Origin of the sequence: Mesorhizobium sp. LCM 4576 (assembly GCF_001854815.1) — a bacterium.
GTDB classification, from domain to species: domain Bacteria; phylum Pseudomonadota; class Alphaproteobacteria; order Rhizobiales; family Rhizobiaceae; genus Mesorhizobium; species Mesorhizobium plurifarium.
The window spans coordinates 194,710-215,854 of sequence record NZ_MDDT01000057.1 but is presented as its reverse complement, the minus strand read 5'-3'; the positions used below and the strand labels follow the sequence as shown (position 1 = coordinate 215,854).

The window sequence follows — 21,145 nt, the reverse complement described above, 5'->3', positions numbered from 1 at the left end:
ATGGTCAGCCTTGAACGGCCGGCCGCAAGAGTCTCTTTCCCTATTCCCTACTGCCTACTGCCTAGTTCCTACTGCCTACAAATCATTGCTCTGCGGCAGGATCACCAGATCTCGAATGGTGATGTTCCTCGGCCGTGTCAGCATGAACAGGACGGCGTCCGCGACCTCGGTGGGCYGCATCAACCCGCCGGCCGCCAGCTCGTCCTCGAGCTTCTGCTTCGGCCAGTCGCTGATCAGCGCCGTCACCACCGGCCCTGGCGCGACGGCGCCGACGCGCAGGCCGTGCTTGGCGACCTGCCGGCGCAGCGTATGGACGAAGGCCTGGATGGCGTGCTTGGAGGCTGTGTAGACCGGCTCCCAGACGACGGGGACGAGCCCGGCAATCGAGCTGGTGACGATGATGTCGCCTGTCTTGCGTTCGACCATATGCGGCAGCACCGCATGCACCGAGCGGAACACCGCGTTGATGTTGAGGTTCAGCATGCGGTCCCACGCGTCGGGATCGCCGTTGAGGATCTCGCCGCCGACATAGGAGCCGGCATTGGCGTGGAAGATGTCGAGCTGGCCGGTCTTGTCGAGAATGCCGGGCAGCATGGTCGCCACGCTGGCGGGGCTGGTGAGGTCGACCACCAGCGGGATCGCGCCCGCGCCGAGCTCGGCGACGACCTCCTTCAGCCTGTCCTCGGCGCGGTCGACCAGCACGACGCGGGCGCCGGCGGCAAGCATCGCCCTGGCGCATTCGAGGCCGATGCCCGATGCCGCGCCGGTGACCGCGGCGACTTTTCCCGAAAGATTGTGAGCCATGTGTACCCTTCTCGTTTGAACTGTTCAGGCGCGGCCGTGCGAAGCACGGGAGCGGCGCGCGAGGGAGTCGACGATCACGGCGATGGCCAGAACGGCACCGGTGATCATGTAGCGAAGCGACGAGGACAGATCGAGCAGCGTGAGCCCGCTGGCGATCGACTGGATGACGATGATGCCGAGCAGCGCGGAATAGGCGCTGCCGCGGCCGCCGAACAGGCTGGTGCCGCCGATGACCGCGGCCGCGATGGCGTTCAAATTGACGTCGCCGGTGCCGGCCTGCTGGCTGGCGGAAGCGAGCCGCGCCGCCGCGAGCACGCCGCCGAGCGCGGCGAAGAGCGAGCACAGCGCGAAGGCGCTGAGATAGATGGCGCGCACCTTGATGCCGGCGCGCCGCGCCGCCTCGCGGTTGCCGCCGACGGCGGTCATCGAACGCCCCCATTTGGTGCGGGTCAGCGCATAGTTCATGGCCACGACGAGGCCGACGAACAGGCCGAACATCCAGGGGATGCCGCGCGACTGATTGAGGTAGGCCACGATCAGCTCGAGGCCGATGGTGATCGTGGCGACGCGCAGGACGAGCCCGGCTACGGACGGCGTCGAGAGATTGGCCGCGCGGCGGCGCGCGAAGGTGCGCAGCCCGCTTACCAGCATCGCCAGGCCCGGGATCGCGGCCAGCGTGTGCGAGACCCATTTCGGCATCACCATCAGCTGGCCGAAATCCACCAATGCCGAGCCGTATGGCAGGTTGATCGAGCCGGTGGAGCCGAGGATGTAGAGCTGCATGCCCAGCACCGCGAGCAGGCCGGCCAGCGTCGAAACGAAGCTCGRCATGCCGAGCCGGTTGAAAAGCAGCGCGTAGAGCGAGCCAATCAGGGCGCCGAAGACGAGCGCCGCGATGATGGCGAGCGCAACCGGCCAGCCCTGGTTGACCCAGAGCGTGCCGACCAGCGCCGAGGCGAAGCCACTGATCGAGCCAACCGAGAGGTCGATCTCGYCGACCATGAGCACGCAGACGATGCCGAGCGCGATGACGCCGACCGTCGAGCAGTCGAACAGGAGATTGACCAGATTGCTGCTGGAAACGAAGACCGGGTTGAGGCTGGTGAAGACGGTCCAGATAACGACGAGGCCGACGATGACCGGYAGCGAGCCGAGATCGCCGCTACGCACGCGGTCGAGGAAGGCGCGGACCGCGCCGCCGACGCCGGCTTCATGCTTCACCCGCGCATCGGCGCGGTCGAGCGCCAGCGGAGCCGAATTGCCTTGCTCCGTCATGGGCGCTGCTCCCTCGCCTGTGCGCTGCCGCTGTGATCGCGCTCCATGCGCAGGCGCTCGGCGCGACGCGACACCGCGTTGTTAGACGCGCCGGTGATGGCGCTCACCAGGTCCTGGTTCGAGGCGTCCGGCTCGAAGACGCCGTTGTTGCGCCCGAGCCTCAGCACCACGATGCGGTCGGCGACGGCGCGGACATCCTCCATGTTGTGGCTGATCATCACGACGCCGAGGCCGCGCGCGCGGACGCGGTCGATCAGGTTGAGCACCTCCGCCGTCTGGGCGACGCCGAGCGCGGCGGTCGGCTCATCGAGCAGGATGAGCTTCGGCTCGAGCAGCAGCGAGCGCGCGATGGCGACCGTCTGGCGCTGGCCGCCGGACAGCGAGGCGACCGCCTCGCGCACGCTCGGGATGCGCGCCGACAATTCGTTGAGCAGCGTCCAGGCGCGCATCTCCATCGCCACCTCGTCCAGCCGCAGCGGGCTGAGCTCGTTGCCGAGGAAAATGTTGGCGACCACATCGAGGTTCTCGCAGAGCGCGAGATCCTGGAACACCGTGGCGATGCCGAGCGTCAGCGCCGCGCGCGGGTCGGGCAGCGTGACCGGCTGGCCGCGAAAATTGATCGTTCCCGAGCTCGGCTGGTGCACGCCGGCCAGGATCTTGACCAGCGTCGACTTGCCGGCGCCGTTGTCGCCGACAAGTGCGACGACCTCGCCGGCATGGACGTCGAAGTCGATATCGGTCAGCGCCGAGACGGCGCCGAAATTCTTCGATATGCCGCGCAGGCTGAGCACCAGCTCGCCGACGGAAGCCGACCTTTCAAAACTCTCGCTCATGCGCCGCCTTTCTTGACTTCGTTCCTTGGACATCCGGCCGCCCGTCGGCGGCCGGATGCCAACTGATCAGTTGGTGATGCCGAGCTTCTTGCAGCCCTCGGCATAGCGGTCGACGCAGAGCTCGGCCGCCGTGTTGATCTTCTTGTCGATGATCTCGGCCTTGAGGTTCTCCTGCGTCACCACCGCCGGGGTGAAGAGCTGCGAGGGCGTGTCGTAAAGCGTCATCTCGGCCTTCGGCGTCTCGCCCGACAACAGCTTGACAGCGACGTTGGCCGCGGCGGCCGCGACGATCTCGCTCGGCTTGGAGATGGTGTTGTACTGGTCGCCGGCGATGATCAACTGCAAAGCGGCGATCGTCGCGTCATTGCCGGTCACCGGCGGAACCGGATCGACGCCGGCCGCCTTGAAGGCCGCGATCGCGCCGCCGCCGGTGCCGTCATTGGCGGCGACGACGCCGAGGATCTTGGCGCCGAAGCGCGTGATCTGGCCGCTCGCCCATTGCTGGGCCTTCGGCGGCGCCCATTCCGGCGTGTCGAACTCGGCCAGGATCGGATAGCCGCTGTTGTCGAGGCCCTCGTGGATGCCCTTTTTGATCAGGCCCGCGGCCGCATCAGTCGGCGAGCCGTTGATCTGCAGCAGGCCGCCGCCGGCCGGGTCGACCTTGAGCGCCTTGAGGTGCTCGACCAGCGAGTCGGCGATGGCCTTGCCGATGCCTTCATTGTTGAAGGACACGTAGAAATCGGCGGGGGCCGTCGGGATCGGTCGGTCATAGGCGATCACCTTGACGCCCTGGCTCTGCGCCAGCTTGACCAGCGAGGCGGCGGCGGTCGAATCGACCGGATCGAGCACGATCGCCTTGGCGCCTTGCGAGATCACCGAATTGAACTGCTGCTGCTGGCGCRCCGCGTCGGCATCGGCGTTCTGGTAGATCACCTTGCAGCCCGGGCAGAGCTTCTTCATCTCGGCGACGAAGCCGGGATAATCGTGCTGCTCGTAGCGGGTCGATGCCTGGTCGGGCATCAGGAAGGCGACCGTGGCGTCGGTGACCGTGTCGGCGAATGCCGCGGTGCCGCCGAGCAGCGAGACCGCGAAAACGGCAGCGATCGTCGACTTCAAGGCAAACGGCGATTTCCAAGCATGTCTGGTCATTCGAATGTCTCCGTTTCGAGAAATGGTTTCACCAGGACCTGAGCGGTGGACAACGCCCCAGGCCTTGACTGCATGTCGAACTGTTGAAAGGAGTATGACGGCAGTCGGGGATCGCTCGATCCCGATGAACCACGCGGACATCCTCCTGAACGTGCTGGATTTCGGGCAAACGAACCCCAGCACAGGGTGCCCTGCACCCCGCGTCTTTCCTTCCCTGAGTGTTTCTTTGTTTGATGCAATTCCGGACGAAAGGTCTTCGGACCGGAATGCCTTTGGCTCCTCCCGCTTCCTCCCTGTTAGGCGGCAATCTCCGCGTTGATGTTCTCAGCCAGCAAGGCCCGGAAGCGCGAAGGCGACATGCCTTTCTGCGCCAGGAACTGGCGGTTGAAATTCGAGATGTTGTTGTAGCCGGCGGCGTAGCAGATTTCAGTGATCGACATCTGCGCCTCGCTCATCAAGAGCTGGCAGGCGAGGTTGATGCGCAGGCGGTTGACATACTGCACCAGCGCCATTCCGGTGTGGCGGCGGAAGCTGYGCGAGAAGGCGCTCGGGCTGCGTCCGGCGATCTCGGCGAGCGTGCCTTCGCTGAAGGGCTCGGTCAGGTGGCAATTGATGTAGGCAAGCGCCTGGTTGATGCCGGCCGACATGAAGCCGGAGGGATCGGGCAGATAGCCGGCGCTGGCCAGCGTGCGGACATCGCTGGCGCGGTTCAGGATATCGAGCACGGCCATGAACAGCGCCAGGCGGCGCACCCCTTGYGCCTCCACCAGCTCCGCCAGCAAGGGCGCCGCGAGCTCGGCCGTCGCCGTCGAGAACAGCGCGCCGCGGCGGCTGGTTTCGAGGATGCCGGCGCAGGCGGCAAGCTCGGGCAACGCGGCGGAAGCGCTGGCGATGAATTCTTCGGAAAACTGYACGACACGGCCGCGCAGCGGCACGGTCTCGCCCGGCGGCACGTCGCTGACCCAGTTGTGCGGCAGATTCGGCCCGGTGAGCACCAGATTGCCCGGCTCGAATTCGCCGATGAAGTCGCCGACGAAATAACGGCCGGTCGTGGCGACGACCAGATGCAACTCGTATTCGGGATGGAAGTGCCAGCGGACAGTGCGGAAAGGATAGCCGTGGGCCCAGGCCTTGAACGACTCTCCCTGTCTGATCTGGACGACTTCCAGGTCCGGATTCATCTTCATTTCCTCCCCGCGCGGGTCCGGCCTTGTGACCGGTTGCTGCGCTTCGTCAGGCGGGCCTGTGTCTCCCCACTGGCCGCCGTGATTGAAAGCTTAGGCGGCAATTGAAGCGCCTGCCACCACGGCTTGTCCACCCGACCGATACTTTTTTGACGTTTTGGAGCGAAGCGAAGCAAGCCGCTGTTGTGAAAGCACTTCCTTAACCATAGCGGTTCAGGATCGTCCCCTGGTCAGTGGGGACACCCTGATTGAAAAAGCCGGCGCGCCCTCTTCGCCGCCTGGCGCTTCTCGCAGCTGCGGTTGCGCTGGGCACGGCGGCAAAGGCCTCGGATTTCTCCGAGCCGTGGAAGAATGCCGACCGCCCGCTGGTGATCGACGCCTACGAATACAACTCGATAGACTGGCAGCAGCTCGTCACCGACAAGCGCATCGCCGGCTTCATCAACAAGGCGTCCGACGGCCTGCCGCCGCCCTATGTCTGCTTCGGCGCCGAGGCCGACGTCAAACTCTGCAAGGCGCAATGGAAGCGCTATGCGGTGACGCGCGAATTGTTCCAGACGCGCAAGGTGGTGGCAAAGGCTCTCGGCCTCAAATGGGGCGCCTATCACCTTGCCCGCCCCGGCAACCCGGTCGAACAGGCCAACAATTTCATCGACTTCGCCGAGCCGGCGCCGGATGAGCTGATGGCCCTCGACATCGAAGGCATCGACCCCACGCAATGGATGTCGCTGGAAGACGCCGAGGAATTCGTGCGCCAGGTGCATCGCCRCCTCGGCCGCTTCCCGGTGCTCTATGTCAACGGCAAGACCGCCCAGTACATCGCCGACAACCGCTACCAGTATCGGCTCCTGTCGCGGCTGCCGCTCTGGTATGCGCGCTACAAGCCCGCTATCGACGTGCATTTCCCGATGGGCAACTGGCAGGGCTACGCGCTGTGGCAATTCTCGGCGCAGGCCAATTGCGGCCATTTCTCCTGCCCCTACCGCGTGCCCGGCACGCCCAACGACATCGACGTCAGCGTCGCGCCGATGAGCGTCGACGAGCTGCGCCGGCAATGGGCCTTCGGCGGCCTGCTCGACGTGCCGGCCGACTACCTTGCCTCGATCCCGGTGCCGCTCTCGCGCGAAAAAGCCCTCGCCGGCAAGGTCACGATCACCTATGCCGATGTGGCGACGCCGCCGACCGTGGAGGAAATGGTCGCCGTGCTCGGCGCGCGCTGGGAAAAGTTCCGCGACGGATTCCGCATGCCGGTGGTGAAGACGGTGCCGCGGCGTGCCATCTTCGGCATCGTGCAATATGTCGCCTGGCAGCGCTCCGGACAGCGCACGCCCGAGCAGATCGACGCGGCTTTCGCCGCGGCGGCCGATCCGGTCAGCACCGCCTCGACGACGCTCGACAGCGCCAGGCGCTGACTTCTTCCAAAAGCTTTGAAGCCGTCAGCGATGGCTGCCGAGGCTGGCATACATGCCGGTGGTGCGGAACTGCGTCGGGTTGATGCCGTAGCAGCGGCGAAAGACCTTGGAGAAGTAGTTCGCATCCTCGAAGCCGCAGAGTACAGCCACCTCCTTAACCGGCAGGAAATCCGCCTTGGTGAGCAGCTTCGCCGCGCGCTGCAGGCGCTGCTGCAGGACGAATTCGGCCGGCGGCAGGCCCTCGCTCTCGGCGAAGYAGCGCGAGAAATGGGCACGGCTGAGGCCGCTGATCTCGACCAGCTCCGCCACCGGCAGCGGCTTRTCGAGATTGGCGTTGATGTGGTCGATGACCGGCTGCATGGCGCTCTGCTTCTCGGCGAAGGCGTGCGAGCCGAAGACATCGTCATAAAGCGCCATGGCCGCCTCATAGGCGATGGCCGAGGCAGCGCCGGGCGAAGCCGCGCCCTTGATCAGCCGCAGGCTGCAATCGGCGAGATGGTCGATGGTCGCCGGCTGCAGCCTGAACACCGGGCCTGAGACGCTGAGGATCGACTTGTGGATGCGCAGCGCCTCCTCGCCGTTCATCGAGATCCAGAAATATTCCCAGCGGTCGCCCTTGGCGAGCCAGTAGCGATGATTGTGCGGCACCAGAACCAGCAGCGTGTCGTTCGCCTGCAGGCGATAGTTGCGGTTCTCGTAGCGCAACTGGCCGGTACCGCCGATCGTATGCTGGAGCACCGTGAACGGGGTCTGGCCGCGCCTGCGCCCGTCCCAGTCATATGTCTCGTCCTCGCGCAGCTCGTAGCCGGTGCTGGTCGGCATGGCATGCAGGCGCTGGCGGCCGCGCGGCAGCGAGATCGTGCGCATCAGCTTTCCGTTGGCGATCAGATCCCGCAGCACAAAATTACCCTCGAAAGCATAATCCTTCTCTGGCCGCGCCGGCGAATAAGCGCATAATCGGGCCCTCAAGAACGCGACAGACCCGCGGTCGAGGAGCGGGCGGGAGGAGAAAGGCCGGATTTCCGGCTTTGAGCGGTGCGTGCGCAACGGCGCGCGGCCCTGTCCTCCCTTGCTGCTCCTTGCCTAGCATTCGAACGGATCGAGGTGAAGGTGATGAGCTTCAAAATCGCTATTATCGGCGCCGGCAGCGTCGGCTTCACCAAAAAGCTGTTCACCGACATCCTGTGCGTGCCGGAATTCAAGGACATCGAATTCGCGCTGACCGATGTCAGCGAGCACAATCTTTCGATGATCAAGGCGATCCTCGACCGGATCGTCGAAGCCAACAAATTGCCAACCAGAGTGACGGCGACCACGAACCGCCGCGAGGCGCTGGAGGGCGCGCGCTACATCATCAGCTGCGTGCGCGTCGGCGGGCTCGAAGCCTATGCCGACGACATCCGCATTCCGCTGAAATATGGCATCGACCAGTGCGTCGGCGACACGATCTGCGCCGGCGGCATCCTCTACGGCCAGCGCAACATCCCGGTGATCCTCGACTTCTGCCGGGATATCCGCGAGGTCGCCGACACCAACGCCAAGTTCCTCAACTATGCCAACCCGATGGCGATGAACACATKGGCGGCGATCGAGTACGGCAAGGTGGACACGGTCGGGCTCTGCCATGGCGTGCAGCATGGCGCCGAGCAGATTGCCGAGGTGCTCGGCGCGAAATCGCCCAAGGAACTCGACTATGTCTGTTCCGGCATCAACCACCAGACCTGGTTCATCGAGCTCAGGCTGAACGGGCGGCCGATCGGCAAGGACGAGCTCGTCGCCGCCTTCGAGGCGCATCCCGTCTATTCGAAGCAGGAAAAGCTCAGGATCGACGTGCTGAAGCGTTTTGGGGTCTACTCGACCGAAAGCAACGGGCATCTTTCCGAGTACCTGCCCTGGTACCGCAAGCRCCCCGACGAGATCACGCGCTGGATCGACATGTCCGACTGGATCCATGGCGAGACCGGCGGCTATCTGCGCTACTCGACCGAGACCCGCAACTGGTTCGAGACCGAATATCCGCAATTCCTCGAAGCGGCGTCGAAGCCGATCGACCTGGCAAGACGCTCCAACGAGCATGCCAGCCACATCCTCGAGGCRCTGGAGACCAACCGCGTCTATCGCGGCCATTTCAACGTCAAGAATAACGGCGTGATCACCAACCTGCCGCAGGACGCGATCATCGAATCGCCCGGCTTCGTCGACCGTTTCGGCATCAACATGGCCGCCGGCATCACGCTGCCCGAAGCCTGCGCCGCAACCTGCATGGCCTCGATCAACGTGCAGCGCATGTCGGTGCATGCGGCGATCGCCGGCGACATCGATCTCTTGAAGCTCGCCGTGCTGCACGACCCGCTCGTCGGCGCCGTGTCGACGCCGGAGGAGGTCTGGCAGATGGTGGACGAGATGGTGGTCGCTGAAGCCGCATGGCTGCCGCAATATGCGCACGCCGTACCGGCGGCAAAGGAGCGGCTTTCGAAATCCAAGGTCAAGACCCGCGAATGGGCGGGCGCGGCGCGGCGCAACGTGCGCTCGATCGAGGAATTGCGCGCCGAAAAGGCGGCGCTGAAACAGGCCGGCTGAAAGCGCCGGCAAGCAGGCGGACGCRCAGCAGGCGCGCCCGCCGGATCAGCCGTCCAGAAACAAGAGGCGGGCAGCAGCAGGCGTCCAAAACAACTGGGAGGAGACGATGAGGATTTTACGCAGAATTGGCTTTACCGCCGGACTGGCGATGAGCGTTGCCGTTCCGGCACACGTCTTCGCATCCGAGCCGACGATCCCGCCCGAGCCGGCGACGTTTCCGGCCGAAGGCAAGATCCACTATGTGCCGCGCGACTCCATCCTGGAATTCAAGGCGCTGCCCGAATATCACGAGCCGGACTGGGTGACGGAGAAATACGTCAAGACCGGCAAGCTGCCGCCGGTCAAGGACAGGCTGCCGAAGGAACCGCTGGTCTTCAAGACCGGCAACATGCCGGACGRCATCGGCGTCTATGGCGACACGATGCGCCATGTCATCGGCGGCAGGCCGGAAGGCTGGAACTACGGCGCCGGCCAGACGCAAGGCTGGGGCGGCATCGATATCGGCCTCTCCGAATGCCTGACGCGCACCGCGCCGCTGTTCCAGGTCGAGGCCAAGGACACCGAGCCGCTGCCCAACCTCGCCAAGAGCTGGGACTGGTCGAGCGACGGCCACAAGCTGACCATGCATCTGATCGAAGGCGCCAAATGGTCGGACGGCGCGCCCTTCAACGCCGACGACGTGATGTTCTACTGGGACGACGAGGTCGTCGATCCGAACGTCTCGCCGCTCAACGGAGCCACGCCGGAAACCTTCGGCGTCGGCACGACGCTGAAGAAGATCGACGACTACACCGTCGAGTGGACGTTCAAGGACGCCTTCCCGCGGCAGTACCTCTACGCGATGGCCTACGGCACCTTCTGTCCCGGTCCGTCGCACATCCTGAAGCCGCAGCATCCGAAATATTCGAAGAACACCTACGACCAGTTCAAGAACGCCTTCCCGCCCGAATATATGAACATGCCGGTGATGGGCGCCTGGGTGCCGGTGGAGTACCGGCCGGACGACATCATCGTCATGCGCCGCAACCCCTATTATTGGAAGGTCGACGAGAAGGGCAACCAGCTGCCCTACCTCAATGAGCTGCAATACAAGCTCTCGACCTGGGCCGACCGCGACGTCCAGGCGGTGGCGGGCTCGGGCGACTTCTCCAACCTCGAGCAGCCGGAAAACTTCGTCGCCTCGCTGAAGCGCGCGGCCGATAAGAACGCGCCTGCACGCCTTGCCTTCGGCCCACGCCTGATCGGCTACAATCTGCGCATGAATTTTTCCGCCAATGGCTGGGGCAACCCGGACGAGCGCGGYCAGGCTATCCGCGAACTGAACCGCAACGAGGACTTCCGCAAGGCCGTCACCATGGCGCTCGACCGCAAGGCGTTGGGCGACTCGCTGGTCAAGGGCCCGTTCACCGCGATCTATCCGGGCGGCTTCTCGTCAGGCACGAGCTTCTATGACCGCAAGTCGACCGTCTATTACCCGTTCGACCTCGAAGGCGCCAAGGCCCTGCTCGCCAAGGCCGGCCTCAAGGATACGGACGGCGACGGCATCGTGAACTTCCCGGCCGGCACGGCCGGCGGCAAGGATGTCGAGATCGTGATGCTGGTCAACAACGACTACACGACCGACAAGAGCCTCGCCGAAGGCGTGGTCGCGCAGATGGAGAAGCTCGGCCTCAGGGTCGTGCTCAACGGGCTCAACGRCACGCAGCGCGATGCCACGCAATATTCCGGCCGCTTCGACTGGCTGATCCGGCGAAACGAAACCGAGCTCACATCCGTCGTTCAAAACACCGAGCAGTTGGCGCCGGTCGGGCCGAAGACCAGTTGGAACCACYGCGYGCCGGAAAGCGGCCAGGTCGACCTGATGYCCTTCGAGAAGGACCTCGTCGACATCGTCAACAAGTTCGCRTCCACGCAGGACAACGACCAGCGCGCCGAGCTGATGCGGAACTTCCAGAAGATCTCGACCGAGCACGTCTACAATGTCGGCCTGACGGAATATCCGGGCGCGCTGATCATCAACAAGCGCTTCTCCAACATCCCGCAGGGCACGCCGATCTACATGTTCAACTGGGCCGAGGATTCGATCATCCGCGAGCGCGTGTTCGTCAAGGCGGACAAGCAGGCAAAATATGAGTTGTTCCCCGAGGAGCTTCCCGGCAAACCGGGAAGCAAGGGGCCGATRGATTAAGTCTTACCTCCCCTGACCGAGAGACGTCCGGCCGCGCCGCGGCGTGGCCGGACGAAGCGAAATCTCCGAACGCCCCCGAGGGGRGCGGCGGGCAGACAAGAAGGCGGACGATCCGATGCTGCGATTCCTGCTCATGCGCATCGCCTCGGCGATTCCGGTTTTCGCAATCTTAAGCCTCGTCACCTTCGCCATCATCCAGGCTCCGCCCGGCGACTATGCCGACTACATCAAATCGCAGCTCATCAACCAGGGCGGGGCCTCCTATGCGCAGGCGGAGGCGCAGGCACAGGCCTATCGCGTCGAGCATGGCCTCGATAAGCCGCTGGCCGTCCAGTATCTCAACTGGATCGGCGGCATCGTCACGCGCGGCGATTTCGGCTACAGCCTCTATTACAACAAGCCGGTGGCCGATGTGGTGGGCGAACGCCTGCCCCGCACTCTGTTGCTTGCTYTGGTCTGCCACCTGCTCGCCTCGGTGCTCGGCATCAGCTTCGGCATATGGGCGGCGACAAGGCAATATTCCTGGATCGACTCGACACTTTCAGCGATCTCGTTCCTCGGCATGACGGTGCCGCGCTTCCTGATGGCGCTGATCATCGTCTATCTCCTRGTCTTCCAGTTCAACGTGTCGGAGATCGGCTCGTTCTTCTCGCCGCAATATGGTGGCGCGCCATGGTCGTGGGCGAAGTTCGTCGACCTKGTCAAGCACGTCTGGCCGGTTGTGGCGATCGCGACCTTCGGCGGGCTCGCCTACAACATGCGCGTCATGCGCGGCAATCTGCTCGACACGCTCAACGCCCAATATGTCGAGACGGCCAAGGCCAAGGGATTGACCGGCGGCGCCGTCGTCGTGCGCCACGCCGTGCCCAACGCGCTGCACCCGCTGGTGATGTATCAGGGCGTGGTGCTGCCCTATATGCTGACCGGCGAGATCGAGACGGCGATCATCTTCGCGCTGCCCACCGTCGGTCCGGCGATCGTCGGCTCCATGGCGGTGGGCGACGTCTACGTGACCGCCACCTTCATGATGGTGCTGTCGGCGACGCTGATCGTCGGCAACATCATCGCCGACATGCTGCTTGTCCTGCTCGATCCCCGCATCCGCCAATTCGGGGAGCGCTAGATGCTGGCGCGCGACCCCTTCCCGACGCCCCTTACGCCCTTGCCGGCCGAAGGCGTGACCGTAGCCGAAGCCGCGCACGGCAATGAGAGCTATATCGCGCTTGTCTGGCGCCGGCTGAGACGCTCCTGGACCGGCATGGCCGGGCTCTTCCTGGTCGTGCTCCTGCTTGTCATGGCGGTGTTTGCCGAATTCCTGGCGCCGATGGACCCGAAGGCGACCGACGTCGCCTTCGCGCCGCCGCAAGTGCCCGTTTTCCACGACAAGGACGGCAATTTCGTCGCGCGGCCCAGGGTCTATGCGCTGGCCGACTCGGCCGATCTCGATCCGGTCACCTTTCAGCCGATCGTCGGCCCCGACTACGACCATCCGCGGCTGCTCGGCTTCTTCGTGGAGGGCGCGCCTTACAGGCTGTTCGGGCTGATCCCGGCGGACCGGCATTTCTTTGCCTCGATGGACGGCCAGCCGGTGCATTTCCTCGGCACCGACAAGTTCGGCCGCGACGTGCTGTCGCGCGCCATCCACGGCTCGCGCGTGTCGCTGATGATCGCGCTGACGGTGGTCTTCATCATCACCGTGATCGGCACCAGCGTCGRCATGGTCTCCGGTTATTTCGGCGGCAGGTTCGATGTCTGGGTGCAGCGCTTCGTCGAGCTTGTGCTCGCCTTCCCACAGCTGCCGCTCTATCTGGCGCTGACGACGCTGATCCCGGTCACCGCGCCGACCAACGTCTTCCTCGCCTTCGTCATCATCGTCATGTCGGCGCTGGGCTGGGCGCAGATGTCGCGCGAGGTACGAGGCAAGACGCTGGCGCTGGCGCGGATCGACTATGTGYGCGCCGCCATGGCGGTCGGCGCCACCRACCGGCGCATCATCATGCAGCACATCTTCCCCAATGTGATGAGCCACGTGATCGTCGCCGTGACGTTGGCGATCCCGACCGTGGTGCTTCTGGAATCCTTCCTCGGCTTCCTCGGCTTCGCGGTGAAGCCGCCGCTGATCTCGTGGGGTCTGATGCTGCARGACACCGCGACCTATTCGGTCATCGGCAYCTATCCCTGGATCCTGTCGCCGGTCGGCTTCGTGCTGATCACCGTGTTTGCCTTCAACGCGCTGGGCGACGGCCTGCGCGATGCCGTCGATCCTTATTGAGGTGGCCGGGATGACGACGATCGCGCTTGCAGACAATTTCGCACCGGCCGTCCGGCTCGACCACGCCGCGCGCCATGAACAGCCTATCATCGACGCCCGCAACATCGAGGTCGCCTTCAAGGTCGAGCATGGCACCGTCGAAGCGGTCAAGGACGTCTCGTTCCAGCTCTATCGCGGCGAGACGATCGCGATCGTCGGCGAATCCGGCTCCGGCAAGTCGGTGACGGCGCGCACTGTCATGGGGCTGTTGACGCGGCGCGCGACCGTGTCGCCGCGGTCGAGCGTCGACTATCTCGGGCAGAACATCCTGAAATTCCCCGAGGCCGCCCGGCGCAAGCTGCGCGGCAACCGCATCTCGATGATCTTCCAGGAGCCGATGAGCTCGCTCAACCCGATCTACACGGTCGGCGGCCAGATCGTCGAAGCGATCCRTGTGCACCGGAAAGTGAGCCGCAAGGAGGCCTGGGCGCGGGCGCTCGAGCTCCTCAAGCATGTCCAGATCCCCGAGCCGGAAGCGCGGCTCAAGCAATATCCACACCAGCTCTCGGGCGGCCAGCGGCAGCGCGTGATGATCGCCATGGCCTTGGCCAACGACCCCGACGTGCTGATCGCCGACGAGCCGACCACGGCGCTCGACGTCACGGTGCAGGCGCAGATCCTGAACCTGATCCGCAATCTTCAGAAAGAGCTGAAGATGGCGGTGATCCTGATCACCCACGACCTCACCGTGGTGCGCAAATTCTCCGACTATGTCTATGTCATGCAGCATGGCGAGATGCGCGAGCACAACGTTACCGAGCAACTGTTCGCCAATCCGCAACATCCCTACACGCAGCGGCTGCTCGCTTCCGAACCGCACGGGCGGCCGCAGCCGCTGCCGGAGGGCAGCGGCACGATCCTCGAGGCGAACGGCGTGCGCGTCTGCTTCATGCTGCGCCATGGCACGTTCCTGAAGCCGGACTGGCGCGAGCTGGTCGCGGTCGATGACCTCGACCTGAAGCTTTGCCGCCACGAGACGCTGGGGCTGGTCGGCGAATCCGGCTCCGGCAAGACCACGTTCGGCCAGGCGCTGCTCAGGCTGCAGGACGCCAAGCGCGGCGAAATAAGCTTCGACGGCCAGCCGATCGACAAGCTCACGCGCGCCGAGATGCGGCCGCTGCGCTCACGCATGCAGATCGTCTTCCAGGACCCGTTCTCCTCGCTCAACCCGCGCATGACGATCGGCCAGATCATCGAGGAAGGGCTGGTCGTCAACAGGCTGGGCGCGAACCGGCGCGAACGGGTCGAGCGGGTACGCGAAGCGCTGGTCAGCGCCGGCATGCCCGGCAACATCCTGTCGCGCTTCCCGCATGAATTCTCGGGCGGCCAGCGGCAGCGCATCGCGATCGCGCGGGCGATTGCGCTGGAGCCGGAATTCMTCCTGCTCGACGAGCCGACATCGGCGCTCGACCTTTCCGTCCAGGCGCAGATCATCGACCTGCTGCGCAAGCTGCAGGACGAGCGGGGCCTCAGCTATCTCTTCATCTCGCACGACCTCAAGGTGGTGCGGGCGCTGTGCCACCGCGTCATCGTCATGCAGCACGGCAAGATCGTCGAGCAGGGACCCGTCGACGAGGTCCTTTCCAATCCCAAGACCGCCTACACCGAACGGCTCGTCAGGGCCGCTTTCGACGTGGCCTAGAAGTGCCGGAGGTTTTACAGTGGCAAGAAATCCCAGGATCGCGTTCATCGGCGCCGGTTCGACGGTGTTCATGAAGAACATCGTCGGCGACGTGCTGCAGCGGCCGGCGTTGTCGGGCGCGACCATCGCGCTGATGGACATCAACCCGCAGCGGCTGGAAGAGAGCGCCATCGTCGTCAACAAGCTGATCGCGACGCTGGGCGTCAAGGCGAAAGCCGAGACCTATTCGGATCAGCGCAAGGCGCTGAAAGGCGCGGACTTCGTCGTCGTCGCCTTCCAGATCGGCGGCTACGAGCCATGCACCGTCACCGACTTCGAGGTGCCGAAGAAATACGGCCTGCGCCAGACCATCGCCGACACGCTCGGTGTCGGCGGCATCATGCGGGGCCTGAGGACCGTGCCGCATCTGTGGAAGATCTGCGAGGACATGCTCGCCGTCTGCCCGGAGGCGATCATGCTGCAATATGTCAACCCGATGGCGATCAACACCTGGGCGATCGCCGAGAAATACCCCACGATCAAGCAGGTTGGGCTCTGCCACTCGGTGCAGGGCACGGCGATGGAACTGGCGCACGACCTCGACCTTCCCTACGAAGAAATCCGCTACCGCTCGGCCGGCATCAACCATATGGCCTTTTACCTGAAGTTCGAGCATCGCCAGGCGGACGGCTCCTATCGCGACCTCTATCCCGATCTCGTGCGCGCCTATCGCGAGGGCCGCGCGCCGAAACCCGGCTGGAATCCGCGCTGCCCGAACAAGGTGCGCTATGAGATGCTGACGCGGCTCGGCTATTTCGTCACCGAAAGCTCGGAGCATTTCGCCGAATACACGCCCTATTTCATCAAGGACGGACGCGGCGACCTGATCGAGAAATACGGCATTCCGCTCGACGAATATCCGAAACGCTGCATCGAGCAGATCGAGCGCTGGAAGGGCCAGGCGGAAGCCTATCGCTCGGCCGACAGGATCGAGGTCGAGCACTCGAAGGAATATGCCTCCTCGATCATGAATTCGGTGTGGACCGGCGAGCCGTCGGTGATCTACGGCAATGTCCGCAACAATGGCTGCATCACCTCGCTGCCTGCCGATTGCGCGGCGGAAGTGCCGTGCCTTGTCGATGCCTCCGGCATCCAGCCGACCTATATAGGCGACCTGCCGCCACAGCTGACGGCGCTGATCCGCACCAACATCAATGTGCAGGAACTGACGGTCCGGGCGCTCACGACCGAGAATCGCGAGCACATCTACCACRCCGCGATGATGGATCCGCACACCGCGGCCGAGCTCGACCTCGACCAGATCTGGTCGCTGGTCGACGACCTGCTTGCAGCGCATGGCGATTGGCTGCCGGCCTGGGCGCGCAAGGGCGGCAGGAGCAAGGCCGCCTGATCAGTTTCCAGCTTTCTCGCGCTCGACGGCGCGCCAGCCGATGTCGTGGCGGTAAAAGCCCTGCGGCCAATCGATATGATCGATCGCCGCGTATGCTTTTTGCTGCGTCTCGCCGAYGGTCTTGCCGAGCGCGGTGACGTTGACGACGYGGCCGCCATTGGCGACCAGCGCACCGCCATTGATGGYGGTGCCGGCATGGAAGACCTGGGCGCCCTCGYCTTCCGCCTCGTCGAGACCGCGGATGACCGAGCCCTTTTCCGGCGTGCCCGGATAGCCCCGCGCCGCCATCACCACGGTCAACGCCGTCTCGTCGCTCCAGCGGATGGACATATGCGCGAGCTGGYCATCGACGGCGGCGTTAAGCAGAACGAGCAGGTCGTCCTTCAGCCGCATCATCAGCACCTGGCACTCGGGATCGCCGAAGCGGGTGTTGTATTCGATGAGCTTCGGCCCTTGGTCGGTGATCATCAGACCGGCGAAGAGGATACCGGCGAAGGGCGCGCCGAGTTTGGCCATGCCGCGCATGGTCGGCTCGATGATCTCGCGCATGGTGCGCTCGGTCATCTCCGGCGTCATCACCGGCGCCGGCGAATAGGCGCCCATGCCGCCTGTGTTCGGCCCGGTATCGCCGTCGCCGACGCGCTTATGGTCCTGCGCGGTGCCGAAGGGCAGCGCGGTGGCGCCGTCGCACAGGCAAAAGAAGCTCGCCTCCTCGCCGGTCAGATACTCCTCGACGACGACCTCGGCGCCGGCGGCGCCGAAGGCACCGTCGAAACAGGCTTCCAGCGCGGCGTTCGCCTCATCGAGCGTCATCGCGATGGTGACGCCCTTGCCGGCCGCGAGCCCGTCGGCCTTGATGACGATCGGCGCGCCGGTCTTTTCGACATAGGCTTTCGCCGAGGCAAGGTCGCCGAAACGGCCATAGGCGGCGGTCGGGATGTTGAATTTGGCGCAAAGATCCTTGGTGAAGCCCTTCGACCCCTCGAGCCTGGCCGCCGCCTTGGACGGGCCGAAGACACGGATGCCCCAGGCGCGCAGATCATCGGCGATGCCGGCGACCAGCGGGCCTTCCGGGCCGACCACGACCAGGTCGATCTTCTTTTCCTGRCAGAAGGACGCGACGGCGGAATGGTCGGCGACGTCGAGCTTGACCAGTTCGGCGACACGGCCGATGCCCGGATTGCCGGGCGAGGCGTAGAGCTTCGTCAGCAGCGGCGAAGCGGACATCTTCCAGGCGAGCGCATGTTCGCGGCCACCCGAGCCGAGAAGAAGAACGTTCATGGCCACCTCTTGCTGATCGTCTCCCCGAACCCGCTATTGGTCCGCGGGCGGYGGGTCAAGGCGTCTTGGCATTTTGGCGGCAATTGCGCACGGGAACATGGGCCTCATCAAGATGTGATAGGCAAGTCACGCGTCCTGACCGGGCGGGAAAACGACTCAGCTCTGATAGATAACGGGGAACCAGTCCTCGCGCAGTTTCTGGCCAGGCTTCATGTCGTGGCCGGGATAGGGCGGCGAGGTGCGGCCGGGGCGTTCGACATAATGCGCGTCGTCGCCGACCCAGCGCAGCGACAGCGCCCGGCGCCGTGCCGCGGTCAGGTTGCCGCGCGCGCCGTGGGCGGTGCGGAAATCGAACAGGATGGCGTCTCCCGGCTCCATCTCCCATTCGAGCACCTTCATCGACGGGTCGTTGTCGGGATCGGGCACCGGCAAATAGTCGCCCTCGTCGGCGTAAAAGTTGGCGTCGTTCAGCCAGCGCACCGGCAGGACCATCTTTTCCCATTTGTGGGAGCCGGCGATCAGCCTCAGCGTCGCCTCCTTCACCGGATCGATCGGGATCCAGAAGCTCACCGTCTGGCTACCGTCGACGAAGTAATAGGGAATGTCCTGATGCCAGGGCGTCGGCTTCTGCGTGCCGGGCTCCTTCACTAGGACGTGGTCGTGAAAGAATTGGGCGCTGCGCGATTGCATGACCGCCGCCGCAAGCTCGGCGGCCGGCGATTCCCTGACGATCCTGACGAATTCCGGGATGCGTTCCCAGTTGCAGTAATCGTCGAAGAAGCTGCCCTTGCCGCCGGCGATGTCGGAGGCCGTGGCGCTGCGGTTCTGCATATTGCGCTCGATGCCGGCGGCGATCACGTCGACCCAGTCCTTGAAGGCGCCGCGGATGCAGACCGCGCCGTCGCGCTGGTAATCGGCAATCGTCTCGGCATCGATCTTTGGGCTGGCCATGGCGCGTTCTCCTTGCATTTGGCAAGCGACTATCGCAAGCGTCGGACATCGCGTAAAATAATAACTTGTCATGTAATTTATAGTTTTGACCTATGAGACTGACCCTCACCCAGTTGCGCTATGTCGTCGCCGTGGCCCGCTATGGCAGCGTGACCGCGGCGGCCCAGGCGCTGAACGTGTCGCAGCCGTCGATCTCGGTGGCGATCGACAATGTCGAGGACGCGCTTGGCCAGAAACTGTTCGTGCGCCAGCGCGGAAGCGGCGTTGCGCTGACGTCCTTCGGCCGCAAGGCCGTCGCCAAGGCAAGGCAGGTGCTGGGCGAGGCGGACGAGCTGGCGGCGCTCGGTACGCGCGAGGCGGATATCGGCGGCGAGCTGGTGCTCGGCTGCTTCGAGGACCTGGCGCCCTATTTCGCGCCGGCGCTGATGCGCACCTTCGCCGAGCGCTGCCCCGCCGTCACGGTCGTCATCGGCGACGAGACCTTCGAGACGCTGGGGCGGCGGCTCGCCGACAGCGCCGTCGATCTCGGCCTCACCTACGATCTCGGCCTTCCAGGCCATTTCAAGCGCATCCTGCTGCACGAGTTGCGGCCGCATGCGCTTCTGGCKGCCGGCCATGAGCTTGCGGACAAGCATGCCGTCAGCCTGGCCGAGCTCGCCCAGCATCCGCTGATCACCACCGACCAGCCGCACAGCTGGCAGCACATGCTGGACCTCTTCCTCAGCCGCGGCCTGTCGCCGATCGCGCGGACGGCGACGAGCTCGTTCGAATTGCAGCGCTCCATGGTCGCCAACGGCTTCGGCGTCGCGGTCAGCTATACGAGGCCCTATGGCGACCGCAGCTATGACGGACTGCCGCTGGTCTGCAAACCGCTCTCCGACGCGCTGCCGATGCAGCGCATCATCCTGACCCATGACACCCGCCAGCGCCTGTCGAAGGCGGCCGCGGCCTTCATCGACGTCGCCAGGGCATGGTTTGCCGGTCACGATGTTTTCACCGCGTAAGCGACACCGCGGCCGCTTGACGGCGTCACTTGCGACTGTCACTTCAACGTGATGGAAACCGTCCAGTCGAAAGCGATCCAGGGCCGCGTCGCCGACGCGCCGAGCGGCCATTGGGTCTACCGGGTGTTGCCGCGCTGGCTGTGGCCTTATGCGCAGCTGGCGCGCTGGGACCGGCCGATCGGCTGGCAATTGCTGTTGTGGCCCTGCTGGTGGTCGGCGGCACTTGCCGCCGGCGCCTATCCGCGCCCGACCGACCCGCTGCTGACGTTGCTGCCGGCGCCCTGGTATCTGCTTTTGTTCTTCATCGGCGCCGTCGCCATGCGCGGCGCCGGCTGCACCTATAACGACCTTGCCGATGAGGACATCGACAACCAGGTCGAGCGCACCCGCTCGCGGCCGCTGCCCGCCGGCAAGGTGACGCGCCGCCAAGCCTGGGCGTTCGTCATCATCCAGGCGCTCATCGGTCTTGCCGTGCTGTTGCAGTTCAACAGCTTCGSCATTCCGCTCGGCATCGCCTCGCTCGCGATCGTCGCGGTCTATCCCTTCATGAAGCGCATCACCAACTGGCCGCAATTCGTGCTTGGGCTCGCCTTCTCCTGGGGCGCGCTGATGGGCTGGGCGGTCGAGTTCGGCGACATCGATGACCCGGCGATCATGCTCTATATCGGCTCGATCCTGTGGGTGATCGGCTACGACACGATCTACGCGCATCAGGACAAGGAAGACGATGCCATCGTCGGCGTGCGCTCGACGGCGCGGCTGTTCGGCGACAACACCAAGATGTGGCTCACCGGGCTCTATGGCGGCGCGCTGATCTGCTTCGCCATCGCCTTCGYTTCGGCGCAGGCGCCCGTGGTGTCGCTGGCCGGGCTGATCGCCGCCGGCGCGCATATGGCGCGCCAGATCATCCGGCTCGACATCAACAATCCGGACCAGTGCCTGAAACTGTTCAAGTCGAACAACCAGGTCGGCTGGCTGATCTTCCTCGGCCTGATCGGCGGGTCGGTGTGGATTTGGCTGAAGCCGCTGGTGTAGTTCTCCCTTCTCCCCGTTCTACGGGGAGAAGGTGGCGGCAGCCGGATGAGGGGCGGCGCCAGCCTTGAGGCAATTTGCAGCGRCAAAATGTCGTCGGTTTGTGAGG

At 64.8% G+C, this 21,145-nt stretch carries 17 protein-coding genes; 9 read left to right on the top strand and 8 right to left on the bottom strand.

The genetic code is table 11. The features are described from left to right. Positions 1-75: 75 nt before the first annotated feature. The 5 genes from LCM4576_RS26790 to LCM4576_RS26770 form a co-directional block, all read right to left on the bottom strand. The gene (locus tag LCM4576_RS26790; protein ID WP_071035483.1) at positions 76-804 is read right to left on the bottom strand and encodes an SDR family oxidoreductase; all 729 of its coding nucleotides are present in this window, start codon (positions 802-804) and stop codon (positions 76-78) included. Positions 805-828: 24 nt separating this feature from the next. Beyond that, the gene (locus LCM4576_RS26785; protein ID WP_071035482.1) at positions 829-2,079 is read right to left on the bottom strand and encodes a sugar ABC transporter permease; all 1,251 of its coding nucleotides are present in this window, start codon (positions 2,077-2,079) and stop codon (positions 829-831) included. Continuing rightward, positions 2,076-2,912, bottom strand: coding sequence for an ATP-binding cassette domain-containing protein (locus tag LCM4576_RS26780; protein ID WP_071035481.1), 837 nt, complete (start codon positions 2,910-2,912; stop codon positions 2,076-2,078). Before LCM4576_RS26780 ends, LCM4576_RS26785 begins: the two co-directional genes overlap by 4 nt. A gap of 66 nt (positions 2,913-2,978) precedes the next feature. After that, a complete protein-coding gene (locus LCM4576_RS26775) occupies positions 2,979-4,061 on the bottom strand; it encodes a sugar ABC transporter substrate-binding protein (protein ID WP_071035480.1) in 1,083 nt (360 codons plus the stop codon). 296 nt (positions 4,062-4,357) lie between these two features. Beyond that, complete coding sequence (locus tag LCM4576_RS26770; protein ID WP_071035479.1) at positions 4,358-5,242, bottom strand: AraC family transcriptional regulator; 885 nt, start codon at positions 5,240-5,242, stop codon at positions 4,358-4,360. A 251-nt stretch (positions 5,243-5,493) separates the two neighbouring features. On the opposite strand from LCM4576_RS26770, the gene LCM4576_RS26765 reads away from it, so the two are divergent. Continuing rightward, positions 5,494-6,657, top strand: coding sequence for a glycoside hydrolase family 25 protein (locus LCM4576_RS26765; RefSeq protein ID WP_071035478.1), 1,164 nt, complete (start codon positions 5,494-5,496; stop codon positions 6,655-6,657). Positions 6,658-6,681: 24 nt separating this feature from the next. On the opposite strand, the gene LCM4576_RS26760 is transcribed toward LCM4576_RS26765, so the two are convergent. After that, the gene (locus LCM4576_RS26760; RefSeq protein WP_071035477.1) at positions 6,682-7,557 is read right to left on the bottom strand and encodes an AraC family transcriptional regulator; all 876 of its coding nucleotides are present in this window, start codon (positions 7,555-7,557) and stop codon (positions 6,682-6,684) included. Between the two features lie 213 nt (positions 7,558-7,770). On the opposite strand from LCM4576_RS26760, the gene LCM4576_RS26755 reads away from it, so the two are divergent. The 6 genes from LCM4576_RS26755 to LCM4576_RS26730 all read left to right on the top strand — a co-directional run bounded on the left by LCM4576_RS26755 (position 7,771) and on the right by LCM4576_RS26730 (position 16,768). Continuing rightward, positions 7,771-9,237: an alpha-glucosidase/alpha-galactosidase gene (locus LCM4576_RS26755; protein ID WP_071035476.1), complete on the top strand. Its 1,467-nt coding sequence runs from the start codon at positions 7,771-7,773 to the stop codon at positions 9,235-9,237. A gap of 106 nt (positions 9,238-9,343) precedes the next feature. Continuing rightward, positions 9,344-11,425: an ABC transporter substrate-binding protein gene (locus LCM4576_RS26750; RefSeq protein WP_071035475.1), complete on the top strand. Its 2,082-nt coding sequence runs from the start codon at positions 9,344-9,346 to the stop codon at positions 11,423-11,425. Between the two features lie 115 nt (positions 11,426-11,540). Beyond that, entirely contained in the window at positions 11,541-12,548 is a 1,008-nt protein-coding gene (locus tag LCM4576_RS26745) for an ABC transporter permease (protein ID WP_071035474.1), read from the top strand. Continuing rightward, positions 12,549-13,697 (top strand): ABC transporter permease, encoded by a 1,149-nt coding sequence (locus tag LCM4576_RS26740; RefSeq protein WP_071035473.1) that lies wholly within the window; start codon positions 12,549-12,551, stop codon positions 13,695-13,697. A 10-nt stretch (positions 13,698-13,707) separates the two neighbouring features. Continuing rightward, on the top strand, positions 13,708-15,378 hold the full coding sequence (locus LCM4576_RS26735) for an ABC transporter ATP-binding protein (protein ID WP_071035886.1): 1,671 nt from the start codon (positions 13,708-13,710) through the stop codon (positions 15,376-15,378). A 19-nt stretch (positions 15,379-15,397) separates the two neighbouring features. Continuing rightward, complete coding sequence (locus LCM4576_RS26730; protein WP_071035472.1) at positions 15,398-16,768, top strand: alpha-glucosidase/alpha-galactosidase; 1,371 nt, start codon at positions 15,398-15,400, stop codon at positions 16,766-16,768. On the opposite strand, the gene purD is transcribed toward LCM4576_RS26730, so the two are convergent. Both purD and LCM4576_RS26720 read right to left on the bottom strand, forming a co-directional pair. Then, positions 16,769-18,049 (bottom strand): phosphoribosylamine--glycine ligase, encoded by a 1,281-nt coding sequence (gene purD, locus LCM4576_RS26725; RefSeq protein WP_071035471.1) that lies wholly within the window; start codon positions 18,047-18,049, stop codon positions 16,769-16,771. Between the two features lie 156 nt (positions 18,050-18,205). After that, entirely contained in the window at positions 18,206-19,000 is a 795-nt protein-coding gene (locus tag LCM4576_RS26720; RefSeq protein ID WP_071035470.1) for a phytanoyl-CoA dioxygenase family protein, read from the bottom strand. 92 nt (positions 19,001-19,092) lie between these two features. Here LCM4576_RS26720 and LCM4576_RS26715 point away from each other — a divergent pair, with 92 nt between their 5' ends. Further along, entirely contained in the window at positions 19,093-20,004 is a 912-nt protein-coding gene (locus LCM4576_RS26715) for a LysR family transcriptional regulator (protein WP_071035469.1), read from the top strand. A gap of 51 nt (positions 20,005-20,055) precedes the next feature. Continuing rightward, entirely contained in the window at positions 20,056-21,039 is a 984-nt protein-coding gene (gene ubiA, locus LCM4576_RS26710; RefSeq protein WP_071035468.1) for a 4-hydroxybenzoate octaprenyltransferase, read from the top strand. The last annotated feature ends 106 nt before the right edge of the window (positions 21,040-21,145 follow it).

Excerpts from the sequence above, each read along its gene's own strand:
- LCM4576_RS26720 (WP_071035470.1), bottom strand. The coding sequence starts at position 19,000 with ATGGCCAGCCCAAAGATCGATGCCGAGACGATTGCCGATTACCAGCGC.
- LCM4576_RS26780 (WP_071035481.1), bottom strand. The coding sequence starts at position 2,912 with ATGAGCGAGAGTTTTGAAAGGTCGGCTTCCGTCGGCGAGCTGGTGCTC.